General features: G+C 39.8%; 17 protein-coding genes. 9 read left to right on the top strand and 8 right to left on the bottom strand.

The window, feature by feature from the left end; translation table 11 throughout:
• Position 1 precedes the first annotated feature (1 nt).
• From J4N24_RS22775 to J4N24_RS22765, 3 genes are read right to left on the bottom strand one after another with little or no spacing between them, the layout of a single operon-like run.
• Positions 2 to 610: a chemotaxis protein CheB gene (locus tag J4N24_RS22775; protein ID WP_207536052.1), complete on the bottom strand. Its 609-nt coding sequence runs from the start codon at positions 608 to 610 to the stop codon at positions 2 to 4.
• A complete protein-coding gene (locus J4N24_RS22770) occupies positions 603 to 1,436 on the bottom strand; it encodes a CheR family methyltransferase (RefSeq protein WP_207536051.1) in 834 nt (277 codons plus the stop codon). Before J4N24_RS22770 ends, J4N24_RS22775 begins: the two co-directional genes overlap by 8 nt.
• 13 nt (positions 1,437 to 1,449) lie before the next feature.
• Complete coding sequence (locus tag J4N24_RS22765; protein WP_207536050.1) at positions 1,450 to 4,992, bottom strand: response regulator; 3,543 nt, start codon at positions 4,990 to 4,992, stop codon at positions 1,450 to 1,452.
• Positions 4,993 to 5,456: 464 nt separating this feature from the next.
• Here J4N24_RS22765 and J4N24_RS22760 point away from each other — a divergent pair, with 464 nt between their 5' ends.
• Positions 5,457 to 5,996, top strand: a complete 540-nt coding sequence (locus J4N24_RS22760; protein WP_207536049.1) for a YciE/YciF ferroxidase family protein — start codon at positions 5,457 to 5,459, stop codon at positions 5,994 to 5,996.
• A gap of 12 nt (positions 5,997 to 6,008) precedes the next feature.
• Complete coding sequence (locus J4N24_RS22755; RefSeq protein WP_207536048.1) at positions 6,009 to 6,467, top strand: ferritin-like domain-containing protein; 459 nt, start codon at positions 6,009 to 6,011, stop codon at positions 6,465 to 6,467.
• A gap of 84 nt (positions 6,468 to 6,551) precedes the next feature.
• Here J4N24_RS22755 and J4N24_RS22750 read toward each other — a convergent pair whose 3' ends face one another.
• The gene (locus J4N24_RS22750) at positions 6,552 to 6,905 is read right to left on the bottom strand and encodes a 4Fe-4S binding protein (protein ID WP_207536047.1); all 354 of its coding nucleotides are present in this window, start codon (positions 6,903 to 6,905) and stop codon (positions 6,552 to 6,554) included.
• Positions 6,906 to 7,010: 105 nt separating this feature from the next.
• On the opposite strand from J4N24_RS22750, the gene J4N24_RS22745 reads away from it, so the two are divergent.
• The 6 genes from J4N24_RS22745 to J4N24_RS22720 all read left to right on the top strand — a co-directional run bounded on the left by J4N24_RS22745 (position 7,011) and on the right by J4N24_RS22720 (position 11,423).
• Entirely contained in the window at positions 7,011 to 8,024 is a 1,014-nt protein-coding gene (locus J4N24_RS22745; RefSeq protein WP_207536046.1) for an acyl-CoA reductase, read from the top strand.
• Positions 8,025 to 8,060: 36 nt separating this feature from the next.
• Positions 8,061 to 8,264, top strand: a complete 204-nt coding sequence (locus J4N24_RS22740) for a fructose-6-phosphate aldolase (RefSeq protein ID WP_207536118.1) — start codon at positions 8,061 to 8,063, stop codon at positions 8,262 to 8,264.
• 1 nt (position 8,265) lies between these two features.
• The gene (locus tag J4N24_RS22735) at positions 8,266 to 8,949 is read left to right on the top strand and encodes a cell division ATP-binding protein FtsE (protein ID WP_207536045.1); all 684 of its coding nucleotides are present in this window, start codon (positions 8,266 to 8,268) and stop codon (positions 8,947 to 8,949) included.
• Positions 8,950 to 9,048: 99 nt separating this feature from the next.
• Positions 9,049 to 9,654: a nucleotide exchange factor GrpE gene (locus J4N24_RS22730; RefSeq protein WP_207536044.1), complete on the top strand. Its 606-nt coding sequence runs from the start codon at positions 9,049 to 9,051 to the stop codon at positions 9,652 to 9,654.
• Positions 9,655 to 9,698: 44 nt separating this feature from the next.
• Positions 9,699 to 10,847 (top strand): molecular chaperone DnaJ, encoded by a 1,149-nt coding sequence (gene dnaJ / locus J4N24_RS22725; protein WP_207536043.1) that lies wholly within the window; start codon positions 9,699 to 9,701, stop codon positions 10,845 to 10,847.
• Between the two features lie 195 nt (positions 10,848 to 11,042).
• Positions 11,043 to 11,423, top strand: coding sequence for a response regulator (locus J4N24_RS22720; protein ID WP_207536042.1), 381 nt, complete (start codon positions 11,043 to 11,045; stop codon positions 11,421 to 11,423).
• A gap of 2 nt (positions 11,424 to 11,425) precedes the next feature.
• Here J4N24_RS22720 and recO read toward each other — a convergent pair whose 3' ends face one another.
• The 4 genes from recO to J4N24_RS22700 form a co-directional block, all read right to left on the bottom strand.
• Positions 11,426 to 12,151, bottom strand: a complete 726-nt coding sequence (recO, locus tag J4N24_RS22715) for a DNA repair protein RecO (RefSeq protein WP_207536041.1) — start codon at positions 12,149 to 12,151, stop codon at positions 11,426 to 11,428.
• Positions 12,152 to 12,156: 5 nt separating this feature from the next.
• Positions 12,157 to 12,561, bottom strand: coding sequence for a diacylglycerol kinase family protein (locus J4N24_RS22710; RefSeq protein ID WP_242691776.1), 405 nt, complete (start codon positions 12,559 to 12,561; stop codon positions 12,157 to 12,159).
• A gap of 1 nt (position 12,562) precedes the next feature.
• Positions 12,563 to 14,215, bottom strand: a complete 1,653-nt coding sequence (gene glgP, locus J4N24_RS22705; RefSeq protein ID WP_207536040.1) for an alpha-glucan family phosphorylase — start codon at positions 14,213 to 14,215, stop codon at positions 12,563 to 12,565.
• A 154-nt stretch (positions 14,216 to 14,369) separates the two neighbouring features.
• A complete protein-coding gene (locus J4N24_RS22700; protein ID WP_207536039.1) occupies positions 14,370 to 15,332 on the bottom strand; it encodes an isopenicillin N synthase family dioxygenase in 963 nt (320 codons plus the stop codon).
• 257 nt (positions 15,333 to 15,589) lie between these two features.
• Here J4N24_RS22700 and J4N24_RS22695 point away from each other — a divergent pair, with 257 nt between their 5' ends.
• Positions 15,590 to 17,695, top strand: coding sequence for a ferredoxin-like domain-containing protein (locus J4N24_RS22695; RefSeq protein ID WP_207536038.1), 2,106 nt, complete (start codon positions 15,590 to 15,592; stop codon positions 17,693 to 17,695).
• Positions 17,696 to 17,703 lie beyond the last annotated feature (8 nt).

The raw sequence follows: 17,703 nt of genomic DNA, 5'->3' as shown, positions 1-17,703 counted from the left end.
ATTACTTTCTATTGGTGGCTATGCTTTTTAAAAAGGTGAAAATGTCAGGGTTATTCAAAACCAAACCTCCTTTACATCGCGTTAATGCGGCCTCTGGCATTCTCCTAACTTCTGCACTGTCGGGATCTTGAACTATCACTAATCCCCCCTTATCATGAATGTAGCAAAGACCATCAGCTCCATCTTCGTTTGCTCCCGAAAGCAGCATGGCAATTACTTTATCGTTGTATACATCTGCCACACTTTTAAATGTTACGTCTATTGACGGCCGGGAAAATAAAACGGGTTCAGAGCTGTCTAATGAAAAACATCCTTCTGGTTCTAAAAGTAAATGGTAATCAGGAGGAGCAAAATACACACATCCTTTTTTAACATTTTCTTTATCTTCTGACAATTTTACCTGTATGCGTGATTTACTATCAAGCAAATCTTCCATTGAAGATTTGTACTTCCTGCTGCGATGAATAATTACGATAACTGGTAATGGAAACTTTGCCGGAAGGCTTGCAACCAACTCATATACTAAATTAAATCCACCTGCTGAACATCCTATGAGGAGGATTTCTGCATTTTGGATCTTGCTAATTATATTTGAAGTAAGATTAAGCAATTTTTTGGTAAATATTTTCAGTTTTATCCACTATTTTAAATTTTTTCAACAGGTCCAAATCTCTCATAGATTCTTTTGCTCCAAGGCATAGGAAGCCGAAAGGACATAAACTTTCATAAAATAGGTTTAAAACTTGTTTTTGTAATTCTACATTGAAGTAGATCAAAACATTTCTGCAGGATATCAACTGAAACTCATTAAATACACCGTCAGAAACAAGATTATGTACCGAAAAAAGCGTGTTCTTCTTTAGGCTATGGTTAATACTGGCAGCATCATACTCTGCAGTATAAAAATCCGCTAGCGTTCCGGTTGCTCCTGTGGCCATGTAGTTCTCAGAATATACCTTCATCTGCTTAAGATCGTAAATCCCTTTCTTCGCAATATCTAATACATAAGTATTGATATCTGTGCCATAAAGGAAAGCTCTGTTGTACAATTTCTCGAGAGACAAAAGAATGGCAAAGGAGTATAATTCTTCCCCTGTTGAACATCCTGCATTCCATACTTTAATTCTCTGAAAAGAGGCCAGGTAGGGTAATACCTTTTCCCTCAGAGCCCTGTAGAACGTAGGGTCACGGAACATTTCTGTAACATTAACTGTGATCTCTATGATAAACTCTTCTAGAAAGTTAAAATCATTTACCAGCAAAGATTTCAGGTCAAACAGCGAAAGACCTCTCAGTTCCATTATTCGAGTTACTCTTCGTTTCAAAGAAGCCCGCGAGTATCCCGTAAAATTAAAGCCGTGGATCTTATTGATCCACAGCACTAATTCATCTAGTTGTTCAAATGATATTGTTTCCGTATTGGTAAATTCCTGCATCTTACGCTTTTCCTTAGCTTAACCAAACTCTCATCATGGAGATTAATTTGTCAATATCTACCGGCTTTGAAATATAATCGTTTGCACCCGCCTCAATACATTTCTCACGGTCGTTCTTCATTGCTTTTGCAGTAAGGGCGATAATTGGTAACTTATTGAAGCGGTTTTGTTTTCTAATATGTGACATTGCTTCATATCCATCCATTTCTGGCATCATGATGTCCATAAGTACAATATCCGTGCTAGGTTTTTCATCTAACTTCTTAAGTGCTTCATGTCCATTGTTCGCAATCTCTATTTCGAAGTCGTATTCTTGCAAAGCGCTTGTCAACGCGAAGATATTTCTCATATCGTCGTCTACAATCAGCACAGATTTATTTTTCAGTGCACCTTCAATAGTTACAGTGTTTGTAAGTTTCGGTGCTGGTGCCTGTGTATTATTTTCCTGATTATTACTCTGAGGGGTTGTTCTGATCTTGTTCATGAAAAGATTAACCTCATCTAATAAACGGTCGTTAGACTTATTGCTTTTCAAGACCATGGCATGAGTGTATTTCATTACTCGCGACATGCTCTCCTGATCTAATTCCATAGCTGTATTTATCACTACAGGGATTTTTACCAGGGTATCAAAGCTTTTGATTTTCTCTAGCAAGTCCAGGCCTGAAATATCTGGAAGTTTAAGGTCAAGAATGATGCAGTCGAAGTTCTGATCCTCATGCAGAATGCGCATCGTCTCCTCCCCGTCAAAGGCTTGCTTTACGTCAACCTGTTTAGATAGGAGCTGATTGGTAAGCGCATCACTTTGAATTCTCTGATCTTCCACAAGAAGTACTCTGTTGATCTTAACCTTTCCACTATCCTCAATAAGAATATCGAACGCATGATCCAACTGGTCTTTATCAACAGGCTTTTTAAGGAAACCAATAGCTCCCTCCATTCTCGCTTTAGAGCTTGTTTCGTCTTTAGCAGACATTAAATGTACTGGGATCTTATACGTCTCGGCATCTTCCTTTAACTTTTTCAATACACTCCAGCCATCCATTACAGGAAGCATAATGTCAAGGACAATCGCATCCGGCTTTTGCGTACGAGCCATTTCCAGACCCGTGTCGCCCTGATTTGCTACAATAGGTTTAAAGCCTCTTTCTGTTGCGTAATCCTTAAGGATTTCAGCGAAGTTTGGATCGTCTTCAATGATAAGAAGGGTATACTCTTTTTCTGTTTCAGGAAGTTTGGCTTTTCCTGCAGTGCTTTTTTCAATCACTGGTACAGGTTTCGCGGGCTGGGCAACTGCCGGTACTGGTGCCGGAGCTGTTACTGCCGGGGCTGCCTGTGGACTGTCTGCCTTCGCAGTTTCCGCCAAGGTTGCTGGAAGATATAAGGTGAAGGTACTTCCTACTCCAGGTTCACTCACTAATTTAATCTCTCCCTTAAGTAAGTTAGCAAGTTCCCTGCTGATCGAAAGGCCTAGACCTGTACCTCCGTACTTCCTGCTGGTTGAACCATCCGCTTGCTGGAACGCTTCAAATATCGCTCTTTGTTTGTCCACTGGAATTCCAATACCAGTGTCCTTAACATTAAATGCGATAACTGCTTCAGCTTGCTTTAAGGCTTCATTCTGGAATTCTACTCCTTGTGCCAGTTCAACATCTACCGTAACATTCCCACTTTCCGGAGTGAACTTGAATGCGTTGGATAATAAGTTCTTAACGATCTGTTCAATCCTTTGACGGTCAGAAACAATCTGAAGAGGTGCTCCTTCCCGTATGTTGTAAGCAAAGTTTACTTTCTTCGTTTTCGCAACTTCATTAAATAGTAGCTCAGCATCCACTTTCATCTCCCGGATGCTTACTTCTTCTAGCGTTAGGTCTACTTTTCCGGATTCTATCTTAGACAGATCCAGGATATCGTTTATGAGGTTAAGAAGATCACTTCCTGCAGTATGAATAACTCCTGCATACTTTATTTGCTCCTCTGTAAGTGTTTTCTGCTTGTTTTCTCTGAGGATTTTTGCAAGGATAAGGATACTGTTAAGTGGCGTTCTTAATTCGTGACTCATATTGGCCAGGAACTCAGATTTGTACTTACTAGTTTGCTCCACTTCCTCTGCTTTAACCTGTATTGCCCTGTTCGCTTCCTCAATAGCCTTATTCCGTTCTTCAAGAAGCTCTGCTTTTTCCTCAAGTTCAGAGTTAGCTTGTCTTAACTCTTCTTGCTGAACCATCAATTCTTCTTCAGAAGCCTGAAGTTGCTGGGTTTTGCGGGTTAATTCTTCATTCGTAGTACGTAACTCTTCATGCTGGCTTTCAAGCTCTTCAGCCTGTTGTTGGGTCTGTTCGAAAAGCTTCATCATCTCTACTCTTGCTTCTGCTGCAGACAACGCCACACCAATACTATGAACAACATTCCCAAGAAACTCAGCAGTATCCGGATTCGCTTCATTGATGAAAGCGACCTCAATGATCCCTTTCAACTTATCATTATTATAGACAGGTTGAACAAATATTGATTTAGCAGTAGAGTTCCCTAGGCCAGAAGCAACCTTAATATAGTCGTGAGGAATATTGGTAAATAACATTCCTTCCCTTTGTGTAAGAGTTTGTCCGATCAGGCCTTCCTCTGGCTTTAATATTTTTTTAGCGGCTTCCATTGGAAAGCCATATGCTCCTTTGAGGCTTAGTTGTTTTTCAGATGCATCAGCAGTATATAGAACACCTAGATCAGCCTTTAATATTTTGGATAAGGCAACGATAAGGGTTTGGCATCTTTCCTCTGTAGTTTGTGCACCACGCATAGCAGCATCAACATGGACAGCACCTTCCAGAAGCCAATTCTGCCTTTCACTTTTTCTGGTGATCTCGGCCAAACGGTTGTGATTCTCTAATGCGTCTACCGCTGCGGCTTTTTGTAGTTGGAAAGAGTTTCTTATATAGTTAAATAATACTAAGACAAGGCAAAGGATTATGAAACACCCGGCTGAAATAATCACCATCATGTTGTGAACATGCCCGTCAATTTCCATATTCCCCTCTTTTTTCTGGCGTTCTTCACGATCATCAATCTTATTAAGGTAAGAGTAAACCTTATCTTTATAAAGTTTCCCTTTAGGATCGCTTATATCTTCTTTTGCTGCTGCTAAACCATTTTCCTGAAAGGCGGTTAGAACTTTTTGCATATGATTCACCTTAAGAATCACATACTTTGCGAGCGAGTCGGCGTCCGAAAGGTGAGACAGGTCTTTTTCGTCAGATTCTTCTAATATGCCCTTTACTTTCTGTAAAGTAGGCTCCACTTCGTGAAGGGAATAATTGAAGCGTTCAACAAAACGAGGTAAATTGGATATCACATAGCCTCTTTGGCTAGTTTCTGCCTCAGTTAGCTGAGATCTTAGTAAACCTGTATGATACAGTACTTGCTCACTTTGGTCCACTCCAACGGCCACTGATTCAATAGTGTTAATCTTGTAATATATCAGAAATACAAGAGTGAAAATTGCAGATAAGGTAATAACGAAGCCCGTAAGGACTTGCTGCTGAAAGGAAAATTTGCGCATTTAATAAAGGCTTTTACGTTTCAATAATAATGTTTTTTTACAATAAAGTTGAAACCCTTTTACGCTTTATTTGTTATAGGGTTCCCTTTTTCCTTAGGTTTTATTAAAAAAAGTTTTCAAGCAAATTTTTTCCATTCAGACGAAAGCATCCAGGGACTAGTACTACATCAAGGGGCGGGCAGTGTACCAAGATCTCCCCAAGAAAATGAACACGCTCTCAATATTTCCTGTCTTCCAGTCGTCACCATTCAATTGCAAGAAAGTTTCCGATTAAAAAGGTTTTCGAGTCAAATTTAAAAGCATGCGAGAAAAGTACTGTGGAGATTTTGTAGCTGAGAGGAGATTTAACTTTCGGGAAGAATTCTTTAACTAATTAAGTTTAAGTGATTTTATAAAAACTCTTTATTCTTCATCGTGTTAGAATCTCTGCAATCAGGTTTAAAACCTATTAAAAACTTACTACTATGAAAAATCAAGAATCAAAAAACAACACACCAAGTACTGAAGAAACAGGATTAAAAAACCTTTTTAAGGACGAGTTAAAAGATATTTATTGGGCAGAGAAGCATCTGGCCAAGTCGATGCCGAAATTGGCAAAGAGTGCTACTTCTGAAGAATTACGTGCTGCATTTGAGCAACATCTTACTGAAACAGAGAATCAAATCTCCCGTCTTGAGCAGGTTTTCGAAATTCTTGGAGTTAAAGCTGCAGGTAAAAAATGCGAAGCTATGGAAGGCCTTGTAGAAGAAGCTAAGGGCATGCTTGAAGATACAGAAGATGGTACAATGACACGTGATGCTGCTCTGATTTCTTGTGCTCAGAAAATCGAGCATTATGAAATCGCTTCTTACGGAACACTTAGGACCTTAGCTAATACTATTGGCCTTGCTGAAGCTGCGGATTTATTAGCTCAAACTTTAGAGGAAGAAAAAAGTACAGACGTTAAATTAACACAGATTGCCGAAAGCTTTGTTAATCAAGCAGCCAGTTCTGAACAGGAATAACAAGGAGGCACTATGGAAAGTAATAAAAAGATAGTTGAAAATCTAACGCATCTCCTGTCTATTATTAATGATGGTAAAGAGGGGTATAAGAACGCAGCTGAAAATGCTGATTCCCCCGAATTAAGGGCGCTGTTTACAACGTACTCAATTCAAAGAGCTGAATTTGAAATGGAGATGAAAAGCTTCATTCGTCAGTTCGGTGGAGATGCAGATAATCAACACGGCGGACCTCTGGGTGTTTTGCACAGAACCTGGATTGATATTAAAACTGCTTTAACTCCTAATGATAATTCAGCAGTTTTAGGAGCAGCAATTACAGGTGAAACGTCTGCTATGAAAGCTTATGATGAAGTTCTCACTGATGGAAACCTGACTTATGAATTACGTCAGGAGCTTGTTTCTCAGCGGGAAGCCATTCATGAATGTTTGAGGAATATTCAAAACCTTGAAAAGCAATATGCACACAGCTAGTTGCAGAATAAGCTTAAAAACGTATAAAAATAAAAAAAGGCAACTGAAAAGCTGCCTTTTTTTATTTTATCTTGTCTTTTTAACTTACTCTTCCATGTGAAGCCACGCTTTCTTAGCAAGTAGTTCTTCTTCTGTTTCACGAACATCTTCATCATCTACACAACAGTCTACAGGGCATACAGCAGCACACTGAGGTTCATCGTGAAATCCTTTACACTCTGTACACTTGTCTGAAACTATATAGTAAAACTCGTCCGAGATAGCTGCCTGTGCCTCTTCTGCATTAAGAGTCGTTCCATCACCAAAATCAATAACGCCTTTTAAAGCTGTACCGTCAGAAAAACGCCATGCAACACCTGCATCATAAATTGCATTATTAGGGCATTCCGGCTCACAAGCTCCGCAGTTTATGCATTCGTCTGTTATTTTAATCGCCATGTTCTAAAAGTCTTTTCCTTAACTTAATTTTGTATCTTATTAAGCCGATACAAAAACAATGCAAATATAGCAATATCGGCCAACATTATTTTAACGAGTTTCATTTTGACACTACAGCAACGAAAAAAAGCCTTCAGCAGTCTGGGAGAGTATCTTTTAGCGCCCGACGAGAAGTTAGATCGCATCATATATTCTGCTCAGTTTTCCAATGGTTGGTTTACCCCCGAAGAAACAGTGAAAGCTGTTCGGGCCTGGGGACATGCACTCAATGAAAAAGACCTTCAAATATGGCTGGGAGATAAGGATCCTGCCGTATTTGAAAAAAAGAAGGTAGGCTTAGTTTTAGCAGGGAACATTCCAATGGTGGGATTCCATGATATTGTTACTGTTCTGGCTGCAGGCCATACGGCTATGATTAAACTGTCTTCACAGGATAAAATCCTTATTCCTCATATTCTGCAAAAATTAGCTGAGTTAGATCCTGATTTTCAGGAGCAAATAGTGTTGGTTGATCGCCTGGAGGGTTTTGATGCTGTTATTGCAACAGGCAGTAATAATACTTCCAGATATTTCGATTATTATTTTGGAAAAGTACCTAACATTATCAGAAAGAACAGGAACAGTGTGGCAATTCTTGACGGGTTAGAGTCAAAAGAAGATTTGGGTAGGTTAGGGGAAGATATATTCCGTTATTTTGGTTTGGGATGCAGGAATGTATCAAAGCTGTTTGTTCCTGAATCTTATAATTTCGATCTGTTCTTTGAGGCTATTCAGTCTTTCAAGTCGGTAGGAGATAATCATAAGTATAATAACAACTACGATTATAATAAATCAATTTACCTTGTGAACAGGAATGACCATCTGGATAACGGATTTTTATTATTAAAAGAAGACGCCTCAATGACCTCACCTCTGGCCGTTTTATTTTACCAACGGTACAAGAACCTGGATGAGGTGACAAAGCATATTAATTCTGTAGCTGATGAAATTCAAGTTGTAGTGTCTCAAAAGCAATTGAATCTTGCAGTTCCTTCCGTAGGATTCGGTAAAAGCCAGGCTCCGGATTTATGGGATTACGCAGACGGGGTTAATACGCTCGACTTTTTAAGGAAATTATAAATCGATCAGTCGGTGGAAAATCCTAACTTTGGCTCCATGTATATCATCAAAGTGAAAGGCGTTGCCAAAATTCCTGACTACGTTCAGTTACGCGACGAGAAGTTTACTTTGCTGGCATATTTTAGAGTTGATAGACCGGATAAATCTCTGGATAAAATTGGCTTAGGTGACAAGTCCGAGTATATCATGGATTTAATTAAAGATCTGCCCTTCGGCAAAATTCTAAAATTGGAACTTTAAAATGATTGGAAATACAGTAATACAGCTACAGAGCGTAGACATATATCAGCAAACCCATTTAGTACTTTCTAATGTAAATCTTCGCATCGACAAGGGAGAGTTTGTATTTCTGATCGGGCAAACTGGTTCGGGTAAAAGCAGCTTGTTAAAGGTCATCTATGGTGATCTTCATATTGCTTCAGGAGAAGGACACGCAGGAGGTTATGACCTGAAGAAACTTTCAGACAAAGAAGTTCCTTATCTGAGAAGAAAACTTGGAATTGTATTCCAGGATTTTCAACTTCTTACCGACCGTACAATTGAAGATAATATGAAGTTTGTCCTTAATGCAACAGGCTGGAAGGATAAAACTAAAATTGCTGAACGTACCCGCGATGTATTAGAGAAGGTCGGACTACGCTCTAAGCTAAAAAAGATGCCTCACGAACTGTCAGGCGGAGAGCAGCAACGTGTCGTAATTGCACGCGCATTACTCAATGATCCCGAGATGATCCTGGCAGATGAACCTACTGGAAACCTTGATCCGGAGACTTCGGAAGAGATTATGCTGTTACTAAAGGAAATCAGTCGCTCTGGAACCGCGGTGATCATGGCCACCCATGATTATCATATCATACGCACATTTCCCTCAAGGATTATTAAGTGCGAAAATGGCAAAGTAATTGAAGACGCTACGATTGGCTAGCTAACTGACAAATAGAGAATTACGATCAACTGACAGTATGACTGTTTATAATGAACTGGCAAATTATTTGCCGGTAAGGGCTTTGTAACATCTTTAGACATGTTCGGAAACAAGAAGAAAAAACAGCAAGAATCACAGGAAAATCTTGAAAATCAGAATAATAAAGAGATGAATCAGGAACAAGAGGAAATAAAAGAAACGATAACAGATAGTAACGAGGCTGAAACTGCAGAAAATAAAGGTGCTGAGGAAGTTTCAGGAGAAGAAAAATTACGTGCTGAATTGGCAGAAGCAAACGATAAATATCTTCGTTTATATGCCGAGTTTGACAACTATAAAAGGCGTACTTCAAAAGAACGTGTGGAACTACTTCAGACTGCTGGTAAAGATGTAATTGTTGATATGTTATCCATCCTCGATGATTTTGAAAGAGCTTCAAAGTCAATGGAATCAGCAACTGACGTATCTGCGGTAAAAGAGGGTATTAGTTTAGTTCATAATAAACTGAAAAATACCTTAGCAAATAAAGGCCTTAAAGAGATGGAATCTAAAGGAAATCCTTTCGATGCCGATATTCACGAGGCAATAACTAATATTCCCGCTCCGTCAGATGATTTGAAGGGAAAAGTAGTGGATGAAGTTGAAAAAGGGTATTACCTTAACGATAAAGTTATCCGTTTCGCTAAAGTAATTGTAGGTGCGTAGGATCAGTCATTCCATCCTTCACTCATTCACTCAGTATAAAAAACATGGCTAAAAGAGATTATTACGATATTTTAGGTGTAAGCCGAAGCGCGAGTGCCGATGAGATTAAAAAAGCTTATCGGAAGCTTGCTATTAAATATCACCCGGACAAGAATCCTGGAGACAAAGAAGCGGAGGAAATGTTCAAAGAGGCAGCCGAAGCTTATGAAGTTTTGAGTAATCCGGAAAAGAAGCAGCGATATGATCAGTTTGGTCATGCAGGTGCTGGTGGTGGCTATGGTGGCGGCCATATGAACATGGATGATATCTTTAGTCAGTTCGGGGATATCTTCGGAGGTGGAAGTCCTTTTGAAAGCTTCTTTGGTGGAGGTGGCGGCCAGTCTCGTGGCGGACGCCGGGTTGCACGTGGCACGAACCTCAGGATCAAGGTTAAGCTTACTCTTGATGAGATTGCAAAGGGTGTAGAAAAGAAGATAAAGGTTACTAAACAGGTAGTTTGCGGAACATGCGATGGTACCGGCGCTAAAGACAAATCTTCTTTCCATACTTGTAATACCTGTGGTGGTTCTGGAAGTGTTCGTAGGGTAACTAATACCATTCTCGGACAAATGCAGACTACCAGTACCTGTCCTACCTGTAACGGCGAAGGTACTCAGGTTACTAATAAGTGTAATGTTTGCCATGGCGATGGTGTGGTTAGGGGAGAGGAAACCATTTCTATCAATATCCCTGCTGGTGTGAGCGAGGGAATGCAGCTTTCGATGAGCGGAAAAGGAAATGCTGCCCCCAGAGGAGGTGTTCCCGGAGATCTAATCATTCTTATAGAAGAGATCCAGCATGAGACTTTGCAGAGAGAAGGTAATAACGTAGTATACGATCTTCATATCAGCTTTGTTGATGCTGCTCTTGGCGCAAGTGTTGAAGTCCCAACCATAGATGGAAAGGCCAAGATCAAGATCGAACCAGGAACACAGGGAGGAAAGATCCTGCGTTTAAAAGGAAAAGGTTTACCAGAGGTTAATTCTTATCACCGGGGCGACCAGCTTATTTATGTTAATATTTGGACTCCTAAAGCTCTCTCTAGAGACGAGCGTGTGCTGTTAGAAAAACTGCAAAGTTCTCCTAACTTCAGGCCTCAGCCAGGAAAGAACGAGAAGAGTTTCTTTGAGAGAATGAAAGAGTATTTCGAATAGAATATAAAAAATACAATAAAGCTGCCCGAGGGCGGCTTTTTTTGGCGTTTTCTTTCAGATATAATTTTGTTGTACTCCAAACAACTCCGGCTCCTGTATGTTATACACTTACATCTGCAATATCTTCTTTGGGAGGCTGGTTTGGTATAATACATCAGGATTTATATTATTTTTTAAGATCAAAGGTTTTTGAACATGTCTAAACGAGTACTGATTTTCGATGATGATGTTGATATTTTATCGATTTGTACCTATATCCTGGAGGAGCAAGGTTGGGAGGTGCAAACTTCTTCGCACTGTAATAATATAGTAGAAACAGTGCGCGGTTTTATGCCACAAGTTATCCTTATGGATAATTGGATTCCAGACACAGGCGGTGTTGTAGCTACCCAGACACTTAAGAAAGAGGCAGATCTCAAGACGATCCCTGTTATTTATTTTTCAGCAAATAACGATATCCAGTCACTTGCCAGACAAGCTGGTGCTGATACCTATCTCGAGAAACCATTTGATCTTAATGAACTTGAAGCCGTTATAGACAAAGTGGCTAATGACCGGGAGAAAATAGCATCCTAAAACTAATTCAGGACTTCTTCCAATACGACATGAGATTGAATATGGGAGAAGTTCTCTACATGTAGCTCAAAGTATTTCAAAATATTCCTTAATAAGTTTTTGCGGTCTTCACCTGATATCTTCAATTCGTGAAGGTCGCTGTATCTATATTGCAATAGCTGGCTAAACACAGCAAGTTGCTGATCGTGAAGGATAAGTGCATGTTCGGGAAGCGTATCAGTGAAATGGCCATTTATAAGATCAAAATACCCCGCAGTATTCTTGCCTTTCTTATCAGGATAAAATCCAAGATACCTGGTCAAATTCATCAGGAATAGTAAATGAAAGTTTGCTAGACCTTCTTCTGTCCGATCCAATAATTCTATTGAGTTAAATAAAAATTCGAATAATGCCTCATCATCAAAATGTACTTTAATACTTTTATATAAGACTTCATTAAGGAATATAGTAAGCGAGCTTTTAATTACATCGTATGGAATGGTTTGAAAAATAGGAGCATTTCTTAACTCAGAGATACGTTGTATATTTCCATTTGGCTTATGGTAAACAACAAGGTCGAGCAGATGAAGTGGTTGGATCATATTCAATCTGATCTTTGCTCTTGGTTTTTTGGCTCCATTAATTAAGTACGACTGAAGTCCAAACTTTTCAGTAAAAATTTGCACAACAACACTGCTTTCAGAGTAGTCAGTTACCTTAAAAACAATTCCCCGGGTTTTATGAAGCATAATTCTTACGGACTTAAATTTACGCCAAGTTTTGGTAGAAATATAATTACTCCCACTGCCAGGGCAAATACAGCGGTAACTAATACAGCTCCACTTGCAAGATCTTTAACTGCCCCTGCTTTTTTATTATATCCAGGCGATACCAGGTCAACCAGTAACTCTAGGGCAGTATTAAATAGCTCGGATATCAGAACTAACGAAACCGCCGCCATTATCCAAAGCCATTCTGCTGTATTTAGATTAAAATAATAGCCAGCCAAAATGGTGAACACTCCGGCTGTCGTATGAAACTTGAAATTGATCTGAGTTTTAAAGGCATATTGAATTCCCTTAAAGGCATAAGTGAAGCCTTTAAGGAATTTCTTCAATGAATGTTGCCCTTGCGGTGAGACGAATTTTTGATCTTCCAATCTAGTATTTATACATTAGTTCATAATACTCTTTAACCATCCTACCCGACTCGAAGTCTGGAACTACTTGATGTGCCCCATTCTTTAAGATCTGTAACCATTCTTTCTGGTTGTTATAATACATCGGCACCGCCACTTTTTCAACAGTGTCGATTAATCGTACTGCCTCCACTTTATCACGCTCTTCCAGGCTAAGCTCTTCCTCTGCTGGCTCTACTACAAAAGAGTTTTCCTTATCCCTGGCAAACTCCGGGATCCACCCATCCGGGATCGAACAATTGATGCTACCATTCATAGCAGCCGACATGCCACTTGTCCCGGAAGCTTCACGATAAAGTCGGGGATTATTAAGCCAGATGTCAGAGCCTTTCTTTAACATCCCGGACAGACCCAGCTCATATCCAGTTAGCACGGCGGCGTTCTTGATGGGTTTTATACGGTTTATTATATGGTTAAAAAGACCTATAGCATTATAATCTTCAGGATAAGGCTTTCCCGCCCAGATTACTTGTACCGGCTGCTCTTTGTTGTTGATCAGTTGGATAAAGCGCTCCCAATTATACATTAGCAAATCTGCCCTCTTATAAGCTGCAAACCTCCTGGCCCATACAATAGTTAGGATGTCGTCCCTGAATAGTTTCCCGGTTTGATTGGCTACTTCCTTAAATAGCTCTTTTTTAAGCTCTCTTTTTCGCGATATTATTGCCTCGTCATTGTCCTCTTTAATCGCTTTGTCTAAGATCGGATCAGCCCAATAGTTTTTATTTTGAGCGTTGGTAATGGAGTTGATCGAGCATATTCCAGAATAACCTTTCCACATGTCTCTTGAAACGGTCTCATGCATTTTAGAAACAGCGTTAGCCCTTCTCGCAAATTTTAAAGCTGCCAGGGTGTAATTGAAGTTATCACCATGCATCCCCAGCAAATGTTTCACCTCATGATCCTGCATGTGGTAAAAAAAGCTCATCTGTTTAAGCTTTTCAAAACGATGTTCTTCGTTTCCCGCTGCTTCCGGGGTATGGGTTGTAAAGACAACACGCTTATTAACTTCAGGTAAGCTTTTAAACTTAGAGTAGAGATAAAAATTTAAAGAAACAGAGTGGCCTTCATTCATATGGTAAACATCAGGTGTCAACCCCAGAATGTCCAGAAGCCTGGCTCCACCTGTCCCTAGAAGAATAGATTGGGCAATGCGGGTATTTTCATTAGAATCGTATAAGCGGCGGGTAATGGTTTGAGATAAGTAATCATTTTCAGGAACATCAGTGCTTAATAAAAATAAGGGAGCCGATCCAAATACCTGAGGGCGTAAGAGCCAGGCTTTCACTTTAACTGGCGAGCCGTGTACCTCTATATCGAAGAGAATGCCAGTGTCTTCAAGAAAAGAGTAATTTTTTTCAATATAGGAGGCCTTCATATGTGCATTCTCATCCCATTCCTGATTGTAATAGCCGTACTTCCATAGAATTCCTATTCCTATTAAATTTTGTCTTTCTTCATAAGCACTCCTTAGGTGCGAGCCTGCTAAGAATCCAAGTCCTCCAGAATAAATCTTTAAAGCCTGGTCAATAGCAAATTCCATAGAAAAATAGGCGACAGAAGTGGAATACTGTGGATCTATTTCGTATCCAAAAATTTCTTCTCTTGTTAACATGTAAGAATATGATTGTTAAACATTTAAATGTAGATAAAAAAACTCGCGAGCAGAAGCTCTCAATTCCTCATAAGACTCCTCATTGCTATTAAAAAAAGGAGCCATTCATCTTGCTAAAATGGCTCCTTTTATCAATTGAAAGATATTGGAATCCTTATTTCTTTAAACCGATTTCTCTTAAACGTTCGTCAAGATATTCTCCGGCAGTAGTATCAGGATAGGCTTTCGGATGTTGCTCATCGATACAATTCTCCAGACAGGTCAGGTCCATCTCGCTTTTGGGGTGAAGAAAGAAAGGAACGGAATAGCGCGACGTTTTCATTAATTCACGAGGGGGATTCACTACCCGGTGCGTGGTAGATTTCAACTTGTTATTTGTTAATCGCTGCAGCATATCTCCAACGTTTACTACAATATCTTCTACATTGGCTTTAACAGGATACCACTCTCCATTTCGTGTTAAAACCTCCAGGCCATCTGCACTCGCTCCAATTAGTAAGGTAATAAGATTGATGTCTTCATGCGCTCCCGCCCTAACAGCATCCGCAGGGATGGAATCTGGATTTTCGATTGGAAAGTAATGAATTGCTCGAAGGATTGAGTTCCCATTGTGTACTTTGCCATCAAAGTAGTTCTCGTCCAATCCAAGATAAACAGAAATTGCGCGTAGCAAATGTTTCCCAGCGGTTTCTAAACGTTCGTAAACCTCTTTAGTTACTTCGTTAAATCCAGGCACTTCATCAACAATTATATTATCAGGGTAAATGTCTTTGATTACATCCTCATCTGTAACGGTTTGCCCCCTTTGCCAAAATTCTTTGAGATCCGGGGTCTTCGAATCTTTCGCTTTTTCTTTACCCTTACTGGTATAGCCTCTTTGTCCTGCCAGCTCTGCTTTTTCATATTTAAGCTTTATTTCTTCAGGCAGGCTGAAAAAATTCTTAACCTCGCTATAGAGTCTATCCATTAGCTCTTTAGTCATGCCATGATTAGCAATAGTAACAAAGCCGGTCTCCGTAAATGCTTTACCTATATCCTCAGAAAATTGCTTTTTCTGCTCCGCGCTGCCCTGTAAATAATCATTAAGATCAAGGCGTGGAATGTTAACTTCTGTCATTTTTAATGTGTTTGAATCTAAAGTAAATCTATTTGTGGAAAATGTTCAAACCGTTTTGGTTTTAATAGAGGCAAACGGCAGAATTCCAGTTCGTTATTTTCTAACACTTTCCATTAGTACCATGTTTTTACAGAAAATACCACCTTGGTATCAAGAATGTCATAATTAACTGTCTGTGCTTCTGTCTTTAAACTTAAATTTCAGCAAAGGGTTTATAATTCGTAGTTTTGAAGTTCCAAATATTAATTCTATAGGTAATGCAAAGTTTTAGATCTGAACTGGAAAACCCCATTGTACAGAAAGACATCATTGAGCTTGAGAAAAAGATCAGGATGTTCAGAGAGGGAAAGATACACGAAGAGAAGTTCAGAAGCTTACGATTAGCTCGTGGTGTTTATGGGCAGCGTCAACAGGGAGTTCAGATGGTACGTATCAAATTACCATACGGAAAGGTTTCTACTGCACAATTGTTACGCATTTCTGATGTTTCTGATGAATTTGCTACAGGAAATCTTCACATTACAACTCGTCAGGATATTCAGATACATTTTGTTAGTCTGGAACGTACTCCAGAGCTATGGGCTGAACTCGAGAAAGATTCCATCACACTTCGTGAAGCTTGCGGAAATACAGTAAGAAATGTAACAGGTTCTGCAATGGCCGGAGTTGACCCGGAAGAACCCTTTGATATAACACCTTATGCTCAAGCTTTCTTTGAGTATCTTCTGAGAAATCCTATTTGTCAGGATATGGGACGTAAATTTAAAATTGCGTTTTCGTCTTCTGATAGAGATACTGGTTTTGCCTTTATGCACGATTTGGGATTCATTCCTAAGTTGAAAATAGAGAATGGTCAGGAAGTCCGCGGATTCAAAGTGGTAATGGCAGGAGGTTTAGGATCTCAGCCTCATATTGCAGAAGAGGTAGCTGAATTCATACACGAAGATCAAATCATCCCCTTTGCAGAATCAATTATCAGGATCTTTGACCGCTATGGCGAGCGTGCTAAACGTAATAAAGCCAGGTTTAAATATCTAATTCAGGATTTTGGAAAAGACAAGATCCTTGAACTTGCAGAGCAGGAGCGCAAGGCACTGAAAGTTAAGGAATATAAGATTAACAGGGATGTCCCTCAGCCTGTACTTCCTGCTAACCAGGTTCCTGTTCTTGAGATAACCGACTCTGTTAAATACCAGCAGTGGCTGAAATCAAATATCTATCCTCAGAAGCAGGAAGGTTTTGTGTCTGTAGGGGTGAGAGTGCAAAATGGAGATATTAAAACTCCGATAGCCCGTAAACTGGTTGATATTGTTCGTACTACAGCAGCAGATGATATTCGCCTTACCAATACCCAAGGTTTAATGTTGCGCTTTGTACGCGAGGAGAGTCTGCCTTATTTGTTCGAGAAATTGAACGAATTGGGGCTTGCACAGCCTGGATTTGAGAGCGTTATTGATATCACTTCCTGCCCGGGAACTGATACATGTAATCTTGGTATTTCAAATAGCACCGGTATCACCCGTGAATTAGAACGGGTCCTTTTAGAGGAATACCCTGAATTGATCTATAATAAAGACATCCTGATTAAAATTAGTGGATGTATAAACTCCTGCGGTCAGCATGCCATGGCAGCTATCGGTTTTCATGGTTCAAGTATGAAAGTTGGAAAGATGGTTGCTCCGGCACTTCAGGTATTATTAGGCGGGGGACCTACAGGAAATGGAACAGGGGTTGCTTCAGAGAAAGTGATCAAAGTTCCCAGCAAACGTGGACCTCAGGTTCTTCGTACGTTATTAGATGATTACTTTGCTAATGCTCAGGAAGGTGAATTATACAACCAGTACTATAACAGACAAGGTAAGATTTACTTCTACGAACTGCTGAACCCCATTGCAAGCCAGGAGAATATCACTCCGGATGATTTTATCGATTGGGAACAAACTGAACCTTACAAGCCTGAAATTGGGGTAGGTGAGTGTGCTAGTGTACTTATTGACCTTGTAGCCACGCTGTTATTCGAAGCGGAAGAAAGAATTCAATGGAGCGAAGAAGCCTTTGCAAAGTCTGATTACTCAGATGCAATTTACCATGCATATACTGGTTTTATTAATTCAGCTAAAGCATTGTTAGTTTCAGAAGGAGTTAAAACAAATACACAGGCAGGTATTGTCAAAGATTTCGACGAGAAATTAGTTGCTACTGGAAAAGTTGCCCTTCCCTCTTCTTTTGACGAGTTGGTTTACCAACTAAACCAGAATGAACCAACTAAAGAGTTTGCTCAATATTACCTGGAGCAATCTAAGTTGTTCAATCAGCAGCTTAAAGAGTTCCGCGAGGCACAACTAGTTAATACTGAAATTTAAATCGATTA

The organism is Desertivirga arenae, assembly GCF_017355785.1.
GTDB lineage: Bacteria > Bacteroidota > Bacteroidia > Sphingobacteriales > Sphingobacteriaceae > Desertivirga > Desertivirga arenae.
This window is presented reverse-complemented; position numbering and strand designations above follow the sequence as displayed.